The sequence below is a fragment of the Streptomyces sp. SP18CS02 genome (assembly GCF_036322365.1).
In the GTDB taxonomy this organism is placed as follows: Bacteria; Actinomycetota; Actinomycetes; order Streptomycetales; family Streptomycetaceae; genus Streptomyces.
In genome coordinates, this window is sequence record NZ_JAQYXC010000262.1 from 65,111 (window position 1) to 84,135 (window position 19,025).

12 protein-coding genes are annotated in these 19,025 nt (G+C 72.1%); 7 read left to right on the forward strand and 5 right to left on the reverse strand.

Annotated elements, in window-relative coordinates; genetic code table 11:
• Positions 1 to 384: 384 nt before the first annotated feature.
• Together PUR26_RS06115 and PUR26_RS06120 are read right to left on the reverse strand one after the other, a co-directional pair.
• Positions 385 to 2,556, reverse strand: a complete 2,172-nt coding sequence (locus PUR26_RS06115; RefSeq protein WP_443076985.1) for a discoidin domain-containing protein — start codon at positions 2,554 to 2,556, stop codon at positions 385 to 387.
• Positions 2,557 to 2,952: 396 nt separating this feature from the next.
• Entirely contained in the window at positions 2,953 to 5,154 is a 2,202-nt protein-coding gene (locus PUR26_RS06120) for a discoidin domain-containing protein (protein ID WP_329869943.1), read from the reverse strand.
• 990 nt (positions 5,155 to 6,144) lie between these two features.
• On the opposite strand from PUR26_RS06120, the gene PUR26_RS06125 reads away from it, so the two are divergent.
• The 6 genes from PUR26_RS06125 (at position 6,145) to PUR26_RS06150 (ending at position 13,941) form a co-directional block, all read left to right on the forward strand.
• The gene (locus PUR26_RS06125; RefSeq protein WP_329869945.1) at positions 6,145 to 8,049 is read left to right on the forward strand and encodes a methylmalonyl-CoA mutase family protein; all 1,905 of its coding nucleotides are present in this window, start codon (positions 6,145 to 6,147) and stop codon (positions 8,047 to 8,049) included.
• 149 nt (positions 8,050 to 8,198) lie between these two features.
• Entirely contained in the window at positions 8,199 to 10,349 is a 2,151-nt protein-coding gene (scpA, locus tag PUR26_RS06130; RefSeq protein ID WP_329870161.1) for a methylmalonyl-CoA mutase, read from the forward strand.
• 6 nt (positions 10,350 to 10,355) lie between these two features.
• On the forward strand, positions 10,356 to 11,351 hold the full coding sequence (gene meaB / locus PUR26_RS06135; protein WP_329869947.1) for a methylmalonyl Co-A mutase-associated GTPase MeaB: 996 nt from the start codon (positions 10,356 to 10,358) through the stop codon (positions 11,349 to 11,351).
• Positions 11,352 to 11,645: 294 nt separating this feature from the next.
• Positions 11,646 to 12,326 carry an ABC transporter permease gene (locus PUR26_RS06140; RefSeq protein WP_329869949.1) on the forward strand — a complete coding sequence of 227 codons (681 nt, stop codon included), beginning with the start codon at positions 11,646 to 11,648 and terminating at the stop codon, positions 12,324 to 12,326.
• The gene (locus PUR26_RS06145) at positions 12,323 to 13,000 is read left to right on the forward strand and encodes an ABC transporter permease (RefSeq protein WP_329869951.1); all 678 of its coding nucleotides are present in this window, start codon (positions 12,323 to 12,325) and stop codon (positions 12,998 to 13,000) included. The genes PUR26_RS06140 and PUR26_RS06145 overlap by 4 nt, the downstream gene beginning before the upstream one ends.
• On the forward strand, positions 12,997 to 13,941 hold the full coding sequence (locus PUR26_RS06150) for an ABC transporter substrate-binding protein (RefSeq protein WP_329869953.1): 945 nt from the start codon (positions 12,997 to 12,999) through the stop codon (positions 13,939 to 13,941). Before PUR26_RS06145 ends, PUR26_RS06150 begins: the two co-directional genes overlap by 4 nt.
• A 236-nt stretch (positions 13,942 to 14,177) precedes the next feature.
• Here PUR26_RS06150 and PUR26_RS06155 read toward each other — a convergent pair whose 3' ends face one another.
• From PUR26_RS06155 to PUR26_RS06165, 3 genes are all read right to left on the reverse strand, one after another.
• Positions 14,178 to 15,149, reverse strand: a complete 972-nt coding sequence (locus tag PUR26_RS06155; RefSeq protein WP_329869955.1) for an acetylxylan esterase — start codon at positions 15,147 to 15,149, stop codon at positions 14,178 to 14,180.
• A gap of 159 nt (positions 15,150 to 15,308) precedes the next feature.
• Positions 15,309 to 15,767 carry a protein-tyrosine phosphatase family protein gene (locus tag PUR26_RS06160; protein ID WP_329869957.1) on the reverse strand — a complete coding sequence of 153 codons (459 nt, stop codon included), beginning with the start codon at positions 15,765 to 15,767 and terminating at the stop codon, positions 15,309 to 15,311.
• 142 nt (positions 15,768 to 15,909) lie between these two features.
• Positions 15,910 to 17,073, reverse strand: coding sequence for an ABC transporter ATP-binding protein (locus PUR26_RS06165; RefSeq protein WP_329869958.1), 1,164 nt, complete (start codon positions 17,071 to 17,073; stop codon positions 15,910 to 15,912).
• Between the two features lie 304 nt (positions 17,074 to 17,377).
• Between PUR26_RS06165 and PUR26_RS06170 the strand changes: the two genes are divergently transcribed.
• On the forward strand, positions 17,378 to 18,841 hold the full coding sequence (locus tag PUR26_RS06170) for a cellulase family glycosylhydrolase (RefSeq protein ID WP_329869959.1): 1,464 nt from the start codon (positions 17,378 to 17,380) through the stop codon (positions 18,839 to 18,841).
• Positions 18,842 to 19,025: the final 184 nt, after the last annotated feature.

Below are 19,025 nucleotides of genomic sequence, written 5' to 3' on the forward strand. Positions count from 1 at the left end.
CGTACGGGATCCGCCGGTTCGCCGGGCTCGGCGTTCGGCGCGCGGACCCCACCGGCTCCGCCGCCCCGGACCGGTGACGTCGTGAAGCCCGGTCCGTCCCGCCCCCGGCGAGGGGCGGGACGGGCCGGGCGGCCGGTACCGTCGCCGATCAGGGCGGCCGGTGGTCCGCGTCGCGGGCGGCACTCGCCACGGGGCGCGTCCGGTCCTGGGGGTGTCGCACTGCGGACCGCCCACGATGCGGGGCCGGCCATGGCCTTCGCCCTTCAGGGTCGGAGACCGGCCTTGTCGTGGATGAGCTGCGGGACCGACAGGAGATTCTTCCCGGGGTGAGGAGTGGGGACCCGGCAGGGGGCTGAGCGCCACCCCCTGCCGGGGCGTGGTGCGTCAGCTGTAGACGCCGAACTCGTGGAGCGAGTAGCCCCAGCCCGTCCCGCGGGCCGTCAGGTGGAGACGGACGTGACGGGCGGTCGCCGCGACATCGATGGTGTCGATGTCGCCGTTGCCGGTGGTGGTGGTGTGGACCGTGCGCCAGGTGGTGCCGTCGTCGGACACCTGGACCTCGTAGGACTTGGCGTAGGCCGGGTCCCACACGAGCTGGAGGGCGCGGACCGGTACGCGTGACCCCAGGTCGACCGAGATCCACTGCGGGTCGCTCCAGTCGCTGGCCCAGCGAGTGTCGGCCTTCCCGTCGGTGGCGTTCGAGGCGGGGCACGGGCAGTCGCCGTAGGACGCCTGCGCGCTGGACGCGGTGGTGGGTTTGTTCAGGGCCACGTTCACGCCGGTCATCGGCGGGGCGACGACCTTCACGGACTTCGTCTCGATGCCGGCGTTGCCGCGGCCGTCCTCGGACTGGATGTAGACCTTCCACACGCCGAGCTTCTCGGGTGCGGTGACCGCGAAGGTGCCGGCGCCGGTCGACCTGAACTGCGCCGGGACGAGCCGCTTGTCGCCGTTGGCGTAGTTGCCGCTGAGGAAGATCTTGTTCGTGACCGGGTCGCCCTCAGGGTCGCGGATGTCGGCGCGGACGGTGAACTCCTTGCCCGCGGGGGCGGACCCGGCGGGCGTGACGGTCATGCCGCTGACGACCGGCGGCAGGTTGTCACTCGCGTTGGTGCCGGTGAACGCCTTCTTGACCGAGTAGTACGACAGCCGCTTGAGGCCGTCGGGGATCAGGTTGAACCAGATCCCGCCGAAGTCGTGCTCCAGGCCGTAGTGGAAGAGGGTCGCACCCAACGCCACGCCGCGGTGGCCGGTCGTGCACTCCCACGCCTTGGTGTAGCCGTCGCGCTTCTGCATGTCGGTGGGCTCGTCCGGGACGCCGTTGGCGTCGTCGGGCACCTCCCACTCACCCGCCGGGCCGGTCTCGGTGATGATGTAGGGCTTGGTGTAGCCGCCCTCCACCCAGTCCTGCTGGACGCCGCAGATGTCGCCGTAGGCGTTCATCGAGTACAGGTCGAGGTCGGGCGCGTTGCGCTTGTAGTACGGCCAGGCGCCGGTCCACGCGTCGGTCGAGGTGACCGGGTGGTCGGCGTCGATGGTGTGGATCCTCTTGGCGACGTCGTTGACGAAGGTCGTGTAGGCGTTGCGCTGGGCCTCCAGCTCGGTGCCGCTGTAGCAGTTCTGGAGGCCGAGGACGGACTCGTTGCCGACGTTCCACATGAGGGTCGCCGGGTGGCTCTTGTAGGTCTCGACCCACTTGGCGATCTCGGTGAGCATGGTCGACTTGTACGCGGTGTCGGTCACGTAGTCGGCGCATCCCCCGCTGCCGGGACCGCCGCCGGGCTGGAGCCAGAAGCCGTTCAGCACGCGCAGGCCGTTCGCGGCGGCCGCGTCGAGCAGTGGCTTGGAGCTCGCGTCCGTGCCCCAGGTGCGGACGGTGTTGACGCCCATCGACTTCAGGTCGGGCAGGTACTTCGGGGCGTCCGCCATCGAGGGGCCCCAGGTCAGGCCCTTGACGGTGTAGGGCTGGCCGCCGACGGTGAGCTGCCACGCGCCCTGTGCGCCGGTGACCTTGACCGCGCCGCCGGGCGGGGGCTGGGTCGTGCCCTCGGAGCCGTAGACCTGGAACTCCCACAGGGAGTAGCCGTAGCCGCCGGGGCGGGCGGTACCGAGCATCCGGACGTAGCGGCCGGAGCCGGTGAGGGCGAGGTCGTCGGTGCCGCCGTCTCCGTCGGTCACCTTCTTCAGGGTGGTCCAGTCGGTGCCGTTGTCCGACGCCTGGATCTCGTACCCCTTGCCGTAGGCGCCCTCCCAGGTGAGCACGGCCCGGCTGAGGTTCGCCTTCTTCCCCAGGTCGACCTGGATCCACTGCGGGTCGGACCACTGGCTGGACCAGCGAGTGCCTGTGAGGTTGCCGTCGACGGCCGCCGACGCGGCGTACGCGGCTCCTTCCTGGGACGAGGCGGTAGCGGTCTTGCCCTGGGACAACAGGGTGTCGGCGGCCATGGCCCTCGGTGCTGCGGTGAGGGTGAGCGACGACGCCAGCAGAGCGCCGAGGGAGAGGATCAGCACGCCCGCTGCGGGGCGGGCGGGGACAAGTGCGGGGGGTCTGAACACATTGGCTCCCGGCGGAGGCGAGAAGGGGAGGGAGGGGAAAGGTGCAGGAGAAGCGGGGGAAGCGGCGGAAGGCGGGGAACGCGGCCCGACGAGGGCGGCGGGAGTGGTGAGCCGGCGCGTGGCGACAGCTGGAGAGCGCTCTCCGAGAGTGTCGCGAGGACGTACGACTGTCAACGTGTCGCGCACGCTTCCGCACTCGGCAGGCTCCCCGTCCCGCGGAGCCCGTACCCGGGGCCCGCTGGGCATGGCGGGGCGCGACGGCCGCGGCGGACCGCTCCTCGTCGGGGTGCCGCGCGGAGGCCCGGGCCTCCCGAAGGAGGGGCCCGGGCCCGGGCGGCGTGCTCTTCGCCTCACTCACGGCCCGTCAGGCCGGCCGGAGTGCCATGGCGTCACCGCTCAGGGGAAGGAGACCACCGTCGAGGGGACGGTCGAGGTTCCCGCCGGCACGGTGGAGGCGCCGGTGTTGTTGATGACGTGGTTGTAGTGGCCCATTCCGCCGAGGGACACCACCAGCAGGCTGTGGAACTTCACTCCGGGCTTGACGGGTGCCTTGAACCCGTGGTCCTGGCGGATGGTCGGGTCGACGTTGTAGTTGCAGTAGCTGCCCAGGCCCCACGCCTCGTGGGTGTTCACCGCATCGTCCACGCGATAGGCGGCGTACCCCTTGGTGTCGCCGTTCTGGATGGCGGCCTGGTTTGGGGCGTCGTACGCCTTCTCGTTCTGGTAGAAGATCGTCCGTCCGCGCTCGCCGTACCACTCGACGTCGTACTTGTTGAAGTGCTCGACGAACAGACCGGTGGCGAGCACGTCGTCGCCGTGGACGCGGACGCCGTAGTCGGCGCGGTTGGTCTCCCAGCCCCAGCCTTCGCCGTGGTCGGCGCGCCACACCCAGGTGTGGTCGACGATCGCGTCGTCGCTGTTCACGACCATGCTGGTGGTGGCCTTGCCCGCACCGGCGCCGCCGATGCGGATGTACACGTCCTGGACCGTGGTCGGGTTGGCCGCGTGGTCCGCGGATGCGCCCTGGGGCCCGATCTCCAGCAGGGTCGGGGAGTTGACCGGTCCGGCGTCGATCAGGAAGCCGGCGAGCTTGACGCCGTCCACGTCGGCCACCTTCATCGCCGTCACGCCGTTGTCGGGGATGATCGTGGCCAGGCCGAGGCCCAGCACGACCGTGTTGGCGCGGTTGACCTCGATGGTGCGGTCGACGTGGTAGACGCCCGGGGTGAACAGCAGGTGCAGGCCCTGCGCCAGCGCCTGGTTGATCGTGGCGGCGGTGGCTCCCGGCTTGACCACGTAGAAGCGGTTCAGCGGGATCGACTCGCCCTGCGGGGTGCCGTTCGCCCAGGTGGTGCCGCGCGCGTTGATCCGCTTGGCGGGGACGAACACCTTGTACTCGCTGCCGTCCAGGTAGAGGTACGGCTTCTCGCGCGAGACCGGCGTGGTGTCGAGCGTGGTGTAGCGGGGCTCGGGGAACGAGGTGGCCGGAGCGCCCTCGACGCCCGAGAAGGTCTGGTTCCACACGGAGTTGGACCAGCCGCCGATGGAGCTGTCACGGGTGTACCACTGCTGCTGCGAGTAGTTGCCGATCTGGCCGTCGACCTTGCTGTCGGCGATGTACCCGCCGGAGGCCCAGCCGTAGCCGTTCGGCGCCAGGTTCAGGCCGCCCTTGACGTGCATACGCCGGAACGAGGACGCCTGGGAGACCGCCCACCGGTTGGTGCCGCTGACCGGGTTGAGGGTCAGGCCCTCCGCGCCGCGCCAGAAGTTCTGGGTGGCGTTGCCGTTGAACCAGCCGGCGTCGACCGTCACGTCACCGTTGATGGTGGTGTCGCCCGGGCGCAGGCCCAGACCCGCGATCTGGGTGTAGAAGCCGATCTGGGCGTTCAGGCCGTTGTACGTGCCGGGCTTGAACAGGAAGGCATGCCGGCCGCTGCCGAACTGGGCCGACTCCTGCTCCTTGAAGACCTGGTCCAGCTTGGCCTGGATGCCCGGCGTGGAGGGGTCGAAGACGTGCACGTTGGGGCCCAGGTCGCCGCCGCCCGGGATGGTCGGGCCGCCGCCGTCACCCGCGGTGCCGTACACCTGGAACTCCCAGAGCGAGTAGCCGTATCCGGTGGCGCGGGTCGTCCCGTACATCCGCACATAGCGGGCCGAGCCGGAGACGTTCAGGGTCTCCGTGCCGCCCGTGCCCGCCGAGGTCGAGTACGCCGTCGACCAGTTCGTGCCGTCCCCGGAGAACTCGATGCGGTACGCCTTCGCGTACGCGGCCTCCCAGCGCAGCACGATCTGGTTCACGGTCGACTGCGAGCCGAGGTCGACGCGGATCCACTGCGGGTCGGACGCCGCGCTCGACCAGCGGCTTCCGTTGTCCCCGTCGACCGCCGCGGTCGCGGGGGTTCCGATGTGCTCCTGGCTGGACGCCGTCACCGACTTGCCCTGGGAAAGGAGCACGGGCGCGGCCTGTGCCTTGTCCGCCGGGGCGAACAGCAGAAGCGTGGCGACGAGCGCGGTCACGACGGCCCCCGCGACGCCTTGACGAGCGGTCACGAAGGGGCGCGGTGGTGGTACCGCCAGGATGAGGCCGGCTCTGGCCATGGGTTGTTCTCCTCAAGTTGGGGGGAGATGGTGCGGGAGAGCGCTCTCCGAGGCCAGATGTTGGCCTGTTCGTGTTGTCGGGGTCAAGAAGCGTGCACCGCTTTTCCGGCCGGATTTCCGCCGGGCGAACGGCCGTTCGGCACTTCGGGGCCCTCCGGGACGGGCCGCCGTCCGAGCGTGCACAGGGCGGAAACGTGTCGGTGTCGGCAGGTGGAGGGGGCGGCGGTGACGTCCGTGTCCACGGCCACGCCCGGCGACTCACCTGCGGCTGTGGTCGTCCGATGCCCGACGTCCAGGGCCGTCCGCCCGGTGCCCCATGCCGACGTCCAGGGCCTTCCGCCCGGTTCCCGTCGCCCGGTGCGGGCCGTGTCACCCGTGCCGTCCGTGTCGTCCGTGTCGTCCGAGTCGTCCGGGAAGGGTGCGGGCCGTGGGCGGCGCCGGCCTCGCGGGTCGGTGTCCTGTCCCGCGGCCCCGAACCCCGACCACTCGAAGCCCGGCCCCCGAGCCCGCCCCCCCCCCCCCGAGCCCGCCCCCCCCGGGGCCCGGCCCCGCCCAGGCCCCCCCGAACCCCGGCCCCACCCCAGACCGCCGGTCGGGGCCGTTGGCGGAGCGCTCGGACAGGAGCGGGCCCAGGGCTGCGCCGCCGGGTGGCCGGGTCGCCGGGTGGCCGGGTCGCTGGGCGACCGCGCCGCAGCGTGGACGGGGTCGTGCCCGCGGCCCGGTCGTGGGCGCCGGCGGCGGCACCCCGCGTCGGCCTCCTCCCCGGGCGCGGCCGGTGCCGGGTGATGGGCCCGTAAGGGGGTTCGCGGGCATCGCCGGGCATCGCCGGGCAAGCGGGGCAAGCGGGGCTACCGGGACAACCCGTCCGTCCCCCCATCCCCGGCGCCGGGATGCCCGCTCCCATCCCGGAGACCGACGCCCCGGAAGCGAGGGAAAGGTCACATCGGTTGGCCCTGCTGCTGGTCCCGGGCGCTGGCCTAGCATCCGACCATGACGGTTCTGCCTGATGACGGGCTTTCGCTCGCTGCCGAGTTCCCCGACGCCACTCACGACCAGTGGCAGAGTCTCGTAGCAGCGGTGCTGCGCAAGTCGGGCAAGGACGTGCCCGAAACCGCGGCCGACGACGCCCTCGCGACGACGCTGGAGGACGGGCTCTCGGTGCGCCCCCTCTACACCGCGCGGGACACCGGGGGCGGCGCCGGTACGGACGCCGCCGACCCGGCACGCGGCGCCGGGCGGGGCCCGCTTCCCGGCCCCGGCTACCCCGGCTTTCCCCCGTTCGTCCGCGGCAGCAGGCCTGTCGGCGGCTGGGACGTACGGCAGCAGCACCGGCTGCCCGAGCCCGGGCGTGCCAACGAGGCGGTGCTCGCGGATCTGGAGAACGGCGTCACCTCGCTGTGGCTGGCCGTGGGCGGAGCCGGTGTGCCCGTGAGCGGTCTGGCCCAGGCCCTCGAAGGGGTCTACCTCGACCTGGCGCCGGTGGTGCTCGACGCGGGCCGCGAGAGCGATGCCGCCGCTCGGGAGCTGCTGCGGCTGTACGAGGAGCGGGGCGTGGCCCGTGAGGCGGCGCGCGGCAACCTCGGAGCGGACCCGCTGGGCCTCGCCGCCCGTACCGGCGGGCCGGTGGACCCGGCCGACGCCGTGGAACTCGCCCGGCTCTGTCACGAGAGCCATCCGGGCCTGCGGGCGCTGACCGTCGACGCACTGCCCTACCACGAGGCGGGGGCTTCCGCCGCGCAGGAGTTGGGCGCCTCGCTGGCCACCGGAGTGGCCTACCTGCGGTACCTCACCGGTGCCGGGCTGTCCGTCGAAGCGGCCTGCCGGCAGCTGGAGTTCCGCTACGCCGCCACCGCCGACCAGTTCCTGACCGTCGCCAAGCTGCGGGTGGCGCGCCGGCTGTGGGCCAGGGTGGCTGAGGCGTGCGGCGCCGGGGACGCGGGAGGGCAGCTCCAGCACGTCGTGACCTCTCCGGTGATGATGACCCGTCGTGATCCGTACGTGAACATGCTGCGGGTCACGATCGCCTGCCTCGGCGCGGGCGTGGGCGGGGCCGACGCGGTGACGGTGCTGCCCTTCGACCATGAGCTCGGCCTGCCGGACGCCTTCGCCCGCCGCATCGCCCGCAACACCTCCACCATCCTGCTGGAGGAGTCCCACCTGGGCCGGGTCGCGGACCCGGCGGGCGGCTCCTGGTACGTGGAGCGCCTGACCGACGAACTGGCCCACGCGGCCTGGGAGTTCTTCCAGGAACTGGAACGGGCCGGCGGTCAGGAGGCGGCCCTCGGCTCCGGGCTGGTCGGCGAACGGCTCGCCGCCACCTGGGAGAAGCGCCGACGCGGCCTCGCCCGCCGCCGCGAACCGGTCACGGGTGTCAGCGAGTTCCCGAACCTCGGCGAGAAGCCCGTCCACCGCGAGCCCTCCGCCCAGCCCCCGAGGAACGAGGGCGGCCTGCCCCGGGTGCGCCGTGACGAGGAGTACGAGGCGCTGCGCGCCCGCTCCGACGCCCACCTCGCCGCCACCGGTGCCCGCCCGCGCGTCTTCCTCGCCGCGCTCGGTCCTGCCTCCGCGCACACCGCTCGCCTCACGTTCGCCTCCAACCTCTTCCAGGCCGGCGGCGTCGAACCCGTCCACGATCCCGTACCGGTGGACGCCGCCACGGTCGCCGAGGCGTTCGCCCGGAGCGGGGCGGACATCGCCTGCCTCTGCTCCGGCGACGCGCTCTACGAGGAGCAGGCCGAGGCGGTGGCGGCGGCGCTGAAGGAGGCCGGCGCGAGCCGCGTGTTCCTCGCGGGCAGGCCCGCGGAGCACGCCGGGGTCGACGAGTACGTATTCGCGGGCTGTGACGCTGTGGCCGTCCTGTCTTCCACCCTCGACCGCATGGGAGTTGCGGCGTGACGCACATTCCGGACTTCTCGCAGGTCCCCCTCGCCCCGGAGGCCCCCGACGGGGCCGCCCGGCCCGACACGACCGACCAGGGCCTCCCGACCGCGGACGGCACCGGTGCCGGTCCCGGTGCCGGCCGGCCGGCGGACGCCGCCCCGGAGATCACCGAGGAGCAGTGGCGGACGGCGGTCAAGGAGTCGACCGGCTCCAGCGTCGGCGATCTGGTCTGGGAGACGCCGGAGGGCATCGCGGTCAAGCCGCTGTACACCGGCCGGGACCTGGAGGGGCTGGACTTCCTGGACACCCGGCCCGGTATCGCGCCGTTCCTGCGCGGCCCGTACCCGACGATGTACGTCAACCAGCCGTGGACCATCCGTCAGTACGCCGGTTTCTCCACCGCCGAGGAGTCCAACGCCTTCTACCGGCGCAACCTGGCCGCGGGCCAGAAGGGCCTGTCGGTCGCCTTCGACCTGCCCACCCACCGGGGGTACGACAGCGACCACCCGCGTGTGACGGGTGACGTCGGCATGGCGGGCGTGGCGATCGACTCGATCTACGACATGCGCCAGCTCTTCGACGGCATCCCGCTCGACAGGATGACCGTGTCGATGACGATGAACGGTGCCGTGCTCCCCGTGCTCGCCCTGTACATCGTCGCCGCCGAGGAACAGGGCGTGCCGCCCGAGAAGCTGGCCGGGACCATCCAGAACGACATCCTCAAGGAGTTCATGGTCCGCAACACCTACATCTATCCGCCGCGGCCCTCCATGCGGATCATCTCCGACATCTTCGCCTACACCTCGCAGAAGATGCCGCGCTACAACTCGATCTCCATCTCGGGCTACCACATCCAGGAGGCCGGGGCGACGGCCGACCTGGAGCTGGCCTACACCCTCGCCGACGGCGTGGAGTACCTGCGGGCCGGGCAGGAGGCCGGACTGGACGTGGACGCCTTCGCGCCCCGGCTGTCGTTCTTCTGGGCGATCGGCATGAACTTCTTCATGGAGATCGCCAAGCTCCGCGCGGCGCGCCTGCTGTGGGCGAAGCTGGTCAAGCAGTTCGACCCCAAGAACAGCAAGTCGCTCTCGCTGCGCACCCATTCCCAGACGTCGGGCTGGTCGCTCACCGCGCAGGACGTGTTCAACAACGTCACCCGTACGTGTGTGGAGGCCATGGCCGCCACCCAGGGACACACGCAGTCGCTCCACACCAACGCTCTCGACGAGGCGCTGGCCCTGCCCACCGACTTCTCGGCGCGGATCGCCCGCAACACCCAGCTGCTGCTCCAGCAGGAGTCGGGCACGACCCGGGTGATCGACCCCTGGGGCGGCAGCGCGTACGTCGAGCGGCTGACGTACGACCTGGCACGGAAGGCCTGGCAGCACATCCAGGAGGTCGAGGCGGCCGGCGGCATGGCCCGGGCCATCGACGCGGGCATCCCCAAGCTGCGGGTGGAGGAGGCGGCCGCCCGTACCCAGGCACGCATCGACTCCGGGCGGCAGCCCGTGATCGGCGTGAACAAGTACCGGGTGGAGACCGACGAGCGGATCGACGTCCGAGCGGTCGACAACTCCTCCGTACGCGCCCAGCAGATCGCCAAGCTGCGGCGGCTGCGGGAGGAGCGCGACGAGACGGCCTGTCAGGACGCGCTGCGGGCGCTGACCGAGGCGGCCGGGCGGGAACCCGGCCCGGGCCTGGACGGCAACCTGCTGGCGCTGGCCGTGAACGCCGCCCGTGCGATGGCCACGGTCGGTGAGATCTCCGACGCGCTGGAGCAGGTCTACGGCCGCCACGCCGGCCAGATCCGTACCATCTCCGGTGTGTACCGGAACGAGGCGGGGGAGTCGCCTTCCGTGGATCGCACCCGGACCCTGGTCGACCGGTTCGAGGAGGCGGAGGGCCGCCGTCCGCGCATCCTCGTCGCCAAGATGGGCCAGGACGGCCACGACCGTGGCCAGAAGGTGATCGCCACCGCCTTCGCCGACCTGGGCTTCGACGTCGACGTCGGCCCCCTGTTCCAGACCCCCGCCGAGGTGGCCCGCCAGGCCGTCGAGGCGGACGTCCACATCGTCGGCGTGTCCTCCCTGGCGGCAGGCCACCTCACCCTCGTCCCCGCGCTGCGCGAGGAGCTGGCCGCCGAGGGGCGCGAGGACATCATGATCGTCGTGGGCGGGGTGATCCCCCCGCAGGACGTGCCGACGCTGCTGGAGATGGGCGCCGCGGCGGTCTTCCCGCCCGGCACGGTCATCCCGGACGCGGCGTACGACCTGGTGGAGCGCCTCGGCGCCGCACTCGGCCACGACGGGCTGTAGCGGCGCATGCCCATCGACCTCGACAGCTACGTCAAGGGTGTACTCGACGGGAAGCGGGCCTGGATCGCCCGGGCCATCACCCTCGTCGAGTCCACCCGGCCCGACCACCGCGGTCTCGCCCAGCGACTGCTGACCGAACTGCTGCCGCACAGCGGCAACGCACGGAGGATCGGCATCAGCGGGGTGCCGGGCGTGGGCAAGTCCACCTTCATCGACGCGTTCGGGACGCTGCTCACCGGCCTCGGTCACCGGGTGGCGGTACTCGCCGTCGATCCCTCCTCCACGCGCACCGGTGGGTCCATCCTCGGCGACAAGACCCGTATGGAACGGCTGGCGGTCGACCCGGCCGCCTTCGTACGGCCGTCACCGAGCGCGGGAACCCTGGGTGGGGTGGCCAAGGCCACCCGTGAGTCCATGGTGGTGATGGAGGCGGCGGGCTACGACGTGGTGCTGGTGGAGACCGTCGGCGTGGGCCAGTCCGAGACCACCGTCGCCAACATGGTCGACACCTTCCTGCTCCTCACGCTGGCCCGCACCGGCGATCAGCTCCAGGGCATCAAGAAGGGCGTCCTGGAACTGGCCGACGTCATCGCCGTCAACAAGGCCGACGGCCCGCATGAGCGGGACGCCCGCGCCGCCGCCCGCGAACTCGCCGGCGCGCTGCGGCTGATGCATCCCGCCGACGCAGCCTGGACCCCGCCGGTGCTCAGCTGCAGCGCCCGCGAGTCCTCCGGGCTGGACGGCGTCTGGGACAGGCTGGAACAGCACCGCGCGCTCCTGGAGGCGGGCGGCCGGCTGGCGGCGAAGCGGAGCGCCCAGCAGGTGGACTGGGCCTGGGCCATGGTCCACGACGAACTCCTCGGCCGCCTGCGTGCCCATCCGGCCGTACGGACCCTCACGCCCGCCCTGGAACAGCAGGTCAGGAACGGTGAGCTGACACCCACGCTCGCCGCCGAGCGCATCCTGTCCGCCTTCGGGGGCACAGGCGCGGACTGCGGGTGAGCGGGCGGGCGCGCTGTTGCGGACGCGGCGCGTGAGCCGGAGGGGTGAGCGGGTGCGGACGCGGCGCGTGAGCCGGAGGGGTGAGCGGGTGCGGACGCGGCGCGCGTCACGGGCCGCCCCACGTCGCACGGGTGCGCCCGTGGCCCGGGACGGCCGGACCCGCCCCCCTCAGGCCCCCGCCACCGGCACGCCACCCGCCCGAGCAGGACGCACGACCCGCCCGGCTCCGGCACGGGGAGCCCGAACAGCCCAGCATGACGGGCGGCCACCCGCCTCCCGGGCTCCAATGGACGGGTGACCGCGCCCCCCGACGACTGCCTCGCGCGCAACGAGTGGCTCTGCGGCGCCTACCTCACCAGCCGCGCCGAGATCCTCCGGGACGCCGTCCTCCAGCACCTCCAGCTGACGTTCCTGTCCGTCCTCATCGGGCTCCTGCTCGCCCTCCCGCTGGCCGTCGCCGCCCGACGCTGGCGAGGGGCGGCCGCGCCGGTGCTCGGACTGACGACCGTCCTGTACACGATTCCGTCACTCGCGATGTTCTCGCTGCTCCTGCCGGTGTACGGACTGTCCGCCGCCCTCGTCGTCTGCGGCCTCGTGCTCTACTCGCTCACCCTGCTGGTCCGCAACATCCTCGCGGGACTGCGGGCCGTGCCCGAGGAGACGCGGCGGGCCGCGCGCGGCATGGGCTACGGGCCGATCCGGCTCCTCCTCGCCGTCGAACTCCCGCTGGCGCTGCCCGCGGCCATGGCCGGACTGCGGATCGCGACCGTCTCGGCCGTCTCCCTCGTGACCATCGGCGCGATCGTCGGCTACGGGGGCCTCGGGAACCTCATCTACTCCGGGATGAACACCTACTTCAAGGCCCAGGTACTCACCGCCTCCGTCCTGTGCGTCGTCATCGCCGTCGTCGCGGACCTGCTGCTCCTCCTCGCGCAGCGGTTGCTCACCCCCTGGACCCGGGAACGGACCCCGTGAACACCGTCGTCTCCGCCTGGGACTGGCTGACCAGCGCGGCCAACTGGTCCGGTGACAGCGGCATCGCACGCCGCCTCGCCGAGCACCTCTACCTCACGGTCGTGTGCCTCGCGCTCAGCTGTGCCATCGCCCTGCCCGTCGCCCTCGTCCTCGGTCACCTCGGCAAGGGCGGTGCGCTCGCGGTGAACGTCTCCAACGCCGGCCGTGCCGTTCCCACCTTCGCCGTGCTCGTCCTGCTGCTGCTCAGCCCGATCGGGAGGTACGGCGCATGGCCCACCGTCATCGCGCTCGTGCTGTTCGCCGTACCGCCCCTGCTCACCAACGCCTACGCCGGGATGCGGGGCGTCGATCCCGACGTGGTACGCGCCGCCAGGGGCATGGGCATGACGGGGTCACAGCTGGTGTTCCGGGTGGAACTGCCCCTCGCCATGCCGTTGGTCCTCACCGGGGTACGGATCGCCGCGGTCCAACTCGTCGCCACCGCCACGGTCGCGGCGCTCGCCGGCGGCGGTGGTCTCGGACGGATCATCACGGCCGGATTCAACCTCGCCTCCACGCCCCAGGTCGTCGCCGGAGCCGTCCTCGTCGCCGCCTTCGCTCTCCTGGTGGAGGGGATCTTCGAAGCCGTGCGGCGACTCGCGCCCGACCGGACCGAGGGAGGGGCCACCGGATGAGCGCACGCACCGCCCCGGTGTCGGCCGCGCTCCTGCTGGCCGTCACCGCCTGCACCACCGGGCCCTCACTGGAGACCGAGGGCGAGATCACCGCGCCGCCGGGCGACAGCAGGCACCTGACGGTCGGTTCGGCCGGCTTCACCGAGAGCGACCTGCTGGCGCGGATGTACGCCCTGCTCCTGGAACGAGCGGGCTACCGGGCCCGGATCCTGTCCGTCACCAACCGGGAGCTGTACGAACCAGCCCTGGAGAACGGCCGGATCGACGTCGTCCCCGAGTACGCCGCGACCTTCGCCGACTGGCTGAACGCCAAGGTCAACGGGCCGGACGCGGCGCCCGTCGGCTCACCCGACCTGACCACCACGATGACCGGGCTGCGCCGGCTCGCCACGCCGCGCGGCCTCACCGTCCTCGACCCCGGCAGGGCGGCCGACCAGAACGCGTTCGCCGTGACGCGGTCCTACGCGAGGCGGCACCGGCTGAGGACCCTCAGCGACCTCGGAGCCGCGGGGCTGCCGGTCCGGCTCGCGGCCGGCGACGAATGCGTCCAGCGGCCCTACTGCGCACCAGGGCTCAGAAAGACGTACGGCATCGACATCACCGCGGTCGACCCCAAGGGGGTCGGCACCACCCAGGCCAAGCAGGCCGTCCAGAGTGGTCAGGACCAGATGGTCCTGACCACCACCACCGATGCCACGCTGGACGATTTCGGACTGGTGCTGCTCGCCGACGACAAGCACCTCCAGAACGCCGACCACATCGTGCCCGTCGTCAACCGTTCCCGGGCCGGCGCACCCGGGGTCGTGCAGGCCCTGGGCAAACTGAACGCCGTCCTCACCACGGGTGATCTGGCCGTGTTGAACGAGCAGGTCGACAGCTGGCGGCGGCTGCCCGAGGACGTCGCCAGGAACTACCTGGTGGCGAGGAAGCTGCTGCGCTGAGCCGTCCGGGGCCCACGCGGCCCTGTGCGGTCCGGGCCCATCCGTCCGCCGTTCCCTGCCCCGATGTCCGATGTCCGATGTCCGATGTCCGATGCCCGAGCCCGATGTCCGACGCGCGCCCAGCCCCCGCCCCCGCCCGGTGACGACGCCTGGCGCCCGACTCCCGGACCGTCACCTCTCGTGGACGTCCGGCCCGGCCGCCGTTCCCGTCGGCCGCGGCTCCCTCCCGGCCCTCGTCACGCCGTGAGCCTCGCCGGCAGCCAGCGCAGCTGGGCCGCCTGCTGGAACGCCTCGCCCCCCTCGTGGTCGTTGTGGTGGTAGACCTCGATCTCCTTGTCGGCGTGGGCGTACGCGTTGAACGCCGCGAACACCGTGGACGGCGGACACGTCAGGTCCTCCAGCGCCGCCGAGAAGAGCGCGGGCGCCGTGGCGCGCGCCGCGAAGTGCACGCCGTCGAAGTACGCGAGGGTCCCCATCACCTGGTCCCTGCGCCCGCGGTGCGTCTTCAGGTAGCTGCCCACCTCCCGGTACGGCTGGCGGTCGGTGATCGTCGTCGCCCGGGGGAAGTCGCACAGGAAGGGCACGTCCGGTGCGACGGCCAGCAGATCCGGCACCAGCCCGCTGACGGCCAGGGTGATCCCGCCTCCCTGGCTGACCCCGACGGCAGCCGTGCGGGCGGCGTCGGCCAGCGGGTGCGAGCGCGCGGCCTCCACCGCCCGTACCGCGTCCGTGAACAGCCGCCGGTAGTAGTACGCGTAGGGGTCCTCGACGCCCCGGGTCATAAAGCCCGGGAACGCGGGCCCGCTGCCCACCGGGTCGGGGGTGTCGCCACCGGCCCAGCCGCTGCCCTGGCCGCGGGTGTCCATCACGAAGTGGGCGAACCCGGCCGAGGCCCACAGCAGATGCGTGTGCGGCAGGCCGCGCCCGCCGCCGTAGCCGATGAACTCCACCACCACGGGCAGTGGTCCGCCCGCCCCGGCCGGTACCACGAACCAGCCCTTCACGGGGTGGCCGCCGAAGCCGGAGAACGTCACGTCGTACACCTGGACCGTCGACAGACCCGTCTCGACCGGCTCGAAACGCGCGTCCAGGTCGTATGTGCGGGCCTCGTCGAGCGTCTTGGCCCAGAAGTCGTCGAAGTCCTCCGGCTCGATGGACGAACTCCGGTAGGCGCGGAGCTGGTCGAGGGGCAGATCGAAAAGGGACATGCGGCACCGCCTTGATCACACGGACAGGGTCAGCACACCGTAAGCGTGCGGGTTCTGCCGGTAGAAGAGGGCGACCGGGCAGTGAGACGCGGCGTACGGCGACGAGGCCGGATTCCCCAGTGAGTGGTCGGGCGGTGGCCGACGACCGGGCGGCAGGAGTCAGGCGGTGGCGGTGAAATCCCGGACGTAGCGGCGTTGCCAGGGAGTCTCGACCGCGCGGCGGTCGTAGTGCCGGCGGACGTACTCCACCGCTTCGTCCGCCGGGACCCCGTCGAGAACGGCCAGGCAGGCCAGGGCCGTGCCGGTGCGGCCGCGGCCGCCGCCGCAGGCGAACTCGACGCGCTCGCGCGCGGCGCGGTCCCACGCCTCTTCGAACACCTCACGGGCCTGTGCGCGGCTGCTGGGCAGACGGAAATCCGGCCAGCGCAGCCAGCGCGATGCCCAGGGGACCTCGGGCGGCGTCCCGCCGAGGAGGTACACGCCCCACTCGGGCAGCACCGGTACTCCGTCGGTTCCCGGTTCCGCGGCCAGGGGCCGTCGTAGACCGCGCCCGCGCACCAGCCGCCCGGAGGGCAGCCGCAGAAGTCCCGGAGTGTTCGAAGGCCAGGTATCGCTCACCCGTCCAGCCTAGGCGGCCGTATCCCTGAAGTCCCGCCCGGCCCGCGGAGCCCCGTACGCTCCCCCATGGCCCTCCGGGCACGGGGGAGACCCCACCGCGTCGCCTCCCTCCTCCGGAGACAGGGGGCGCCGTTGAGCGCGCTCAGACGTCCGCCACCGAGTCGAACCCGACCTCCGCGCGCCCCACCCCGTGCGCATCCGCGTCGACCGAGCGGCGCAGCGCCTCGTGCAGCTTGGACGGGGTCAGCACACCGAGGAAGCGGTGGCCTTCCAGGACCGCGACCCACCCCGCGTCGTGCTGGAGCATCTCGCTGAACGCCTGCTTCAACGGCGCCCCCACCGGTACCCAGGCGTCCATGCGCCGCGCCAGGTCGCCCACGGTGCCCTGCTCGCCCGCGAGGGAGAGGGCCTCCGACGACACCCAGCCGTGCAGTTCACCCGCCGCGTTCAGGACGACCGCCCAGCGGGCCCCCTCGGCGCGCATCCGGGCCGCCGCCACCGCGGCCGTCTCGTCCAGCCGGGCGACCGGCGGTTCCTCCAGGTCGTCCGGCTGGATCTCGGTGACCGACAGCCGTTTCAGGCCCCGGTCGGCGCCCACGAAACGGGCCACACAGGAGTTGGCGGGCGTGCCCAGCACCGCGGCCGGGGTGTCGAACTGCTCGATGCGCCCCTGTCCGTACACCGCGATCCGGTCACCCATCCGCACGGCCTCCTCGATGTCGTGGGTGACCAGCAGGACCGTTCTGCGCATGCTCGCCTGGAGGCGCAGGAACTCGTTCTGCAGATGCTCGCGCACCACCGGGTCGACCGCGCCGAACGGCTCGTCCATGAGCAGGACGGGAGGGTCGGCGGCCAGGGCCCGGGCCACGCCGACGCGCTGGCGCTGCCCTCCGGACAGCTGTGCCGGATACCGCGCGCCGTACGTCGCCGGGTCCAGGCCGACCAGGTCGAGGAGTTCCGCCGCCCGGGCCCGGGCCCTCGCCTTCTTCCAGCCGAGCAGGGCCGGGACGGTGGCGGTGTTGTCGAGGACCGTGCGGTGCGGGAAGAGGCCGACCTGCTGGATGACGTACCCCATGCGCCTGCGCAGCTCGACGGGGTCGACCGCGGAGACGTCCTCGCCGGCGACCAGGACGCGGCCCGATGTGGGTTCGACGAGCCGGTTGACCATCATCATCGTGGTCGTCTTGCCGCAGCCGGACGGGCCGACCAGAGTGACCAGTTCGCCCTCCGCGACCTCGAAGGACAGGTCGTCCACGGCGGTCGTTCCGTCCGGATAGACCTTGCTGACCTGCTCGAACCGGATCATGCGACCACGCTAGGAGCGGTCCGGGGCGTGCGCACACGGGCCGGGACCGTACGAGTCGGGTCGTACGAGTTGGGGCCGTACGGGTCGGGACCGTACGGGTCGGGCCACGAGTGCCCCCGAACGCCCTCGCCGGCCGCCCCGGAGAGGCGGCCGGCGGACGCAGTCTCGTCATGCACCTTGCAAGCTCAGGCGAGGGCTGCTATTCATCCTGAAGGTAGGTTAGGAAAGTTTCCTTCCAGTCTTGTGCGTCCGTCAACGCCACGTCCGGCAATGCCATGTCCCTCGATGCCAAGGGAGCCCCCACATGAGACCGGCACGGATCTGGACACGCTCGGCCGGCGCCGCCGGCACCCTCGTCGCCGCCCTGCTCATCGGCCTCACCACCGCGCCCCCCGCCCCGGCCGCCCCCCTCACCCGACAGGCCGCCCCCGTCACCCATGAGGCCGAGAACGCGACGGTCTCCCGGGGAGCCGTCGAGTCCGACCACACGGGCTTCACCGGAACCGGCTTCGTGGACTACGACAACGCCACCGGCGGATACATCGAGTGGAAGGTGGACGCGACCCGGGCCGGCACCGCCACCCTGACCCTGCGCTACGCCAACGGCACCGCCACGAACCGGCCCATGGACGTCACCGTCAACGGCAGCGCCGCCGCCCCGGCCAGGGCCTTCCCGGGCACCGGAGCCTGGAACTCCTGGAGCACGGCCGCCGTCACCGCCGCTCTCAAGGCGGGCACCAACACCGTCCGGGCCACGGCCACCACCACGGCCGGCGGACCCAACGTGGATCATTTGAGGGTGGACACCTCAACCGCCCCCGGTGGCACGACGCCGGTCGACATCAACGGACAGCTCACGGTCTGCGGCACCAAGCTGTGCAACCAGTACGGCAAGCCCGTCCAACTGCGCGGCATGTCCACGCACGGCCTCCAGTGGTACGGCCAGTGCGTCACGTCCGGCTCGCTGAACGCCCTCGCCGACGACTGGAAGGCCGACGTCCTGCGCGTCTCCATGTACATCCAGGAGGGCGGTTACGAGACCGACCCCCGCAAGTACACGGACCTGGTGCACTCCGCCATCGAACAGGCCACCGCCCGCGGCATGTACGCGATCGTCGACTGGCACATGCTGACCCCCGGCGACCCGCATCACAACCTCGCCCGCGCCAAGACCTTCTTCACCGAGATCGCCCGGCGCCACGGCGACAAGAGGAACCTGCTGTATGAGATCGCCAACGAGCCCAGCGGCGTCAGCTGGTCCCGCGTCAAGAGCTACGCCGAGGAGCTCATCCCGGTCATCCGCGCCAAGGACCCCGACACCCCCGTCCTCGTCGGCACCCGGGCCTGGTCCTCCTTCGGCGTCTCCGAGGGGGCCGACGAGACCGAGGTGGTCGCCAACCCGGTGAACGCCGCCAACATCATGTACACCTTCCACTTCTACGCCGCCTCCCATCGGGACGAGTACCTGAACACCCTCTCCCGCGCGGCCGACAGGCTGCCCGTCTTCGTCACCGAGTTCGGCACCCAGGACCACGCGGGCGAGGGTGCGGACGACTTCGCGATGGCACAGCGCTACCTGGACCTGATGGCGAGCAAGAAGATCAGCTGGGTCAACTGGAACTTCTCCGACGACAACCGCAGCGGCGCCGTCTTCAAGAGCGGCACCTGCGCGGCCGGCGGGCCGTGGGCCGGAACCGGCTCACTCAAGCCCGCGGGCGTCTGGGTGAGGGAGCGGATCCGCAGTGCGGACTCCTTCCCCACCTCCTGAGAACGGCCGTGACATCCCGAGCCGGTGACCGGGATACCCCGTGACCGGCACGTCCAGGGACGCCGAGGCGTCCGTCCCCACGGGCGCCGCGGCCCCGTCCGCGCAATCGCCCGACAGAGGGATCCCCCGAACTGCGGGCACACGGCCGCCGGAGGGCCGTGCGCCCGTGTGCCCAGCCCGGTGG

Bases quoted from the DNA above. Each gene is read 5' to 3' on its own strand.
- PUR26_RS06120 (WP_329869943.1), bottom strand. From the start codon at position 5,154: ATGGCCAGAGCCGGCCTCATCCTGGCGGTACCACCACCGCGCCCCTTC.
- PUR26_RS06125 (WP_329869945.1), top strand. From the start codon at position 6,145: ATGACGGTTCTGCCTGATGACGGGCTTTCGCTCGCTGCCGAGTTCCCC.
- meaB (WP_329869947.1), top strand. From the start codon at position 10,356: ATGCCCATCGACCTCGACAGCTACGTCAAGGGTGTACTCGACGGGAAG.
- PUR26_RS06150 (WP_329869953.1), top strand. From the start codon at position 12,997: ATGAGCGCACGCACCGCCCCGGTGTCGGCCGCGCTCCTGCTGGCCGTC.
- PUR26_RS06155 (WP_329869955.1), bottom strand. From the start codon at position 15,149: ATGTCCCTTTTCGATCTGCCCCTCGACCAGCTCCGCGCCTACCGGAGT.
- PUR26_RS06165 (WP_329869958.1), bottom strand. From the start codon at position 17,073: ATGATCCGGTTCGAGCAGGTCAGCAAGGTCTATCCGGACGGAACGACC.
- PUR26_RS06170 (WP_329869959.1), top strand. From the start codon at position 17,378: ATGAGACCGGCACGGATCTGGACACGCTCGGCCGGCGCCGCCGGCACC.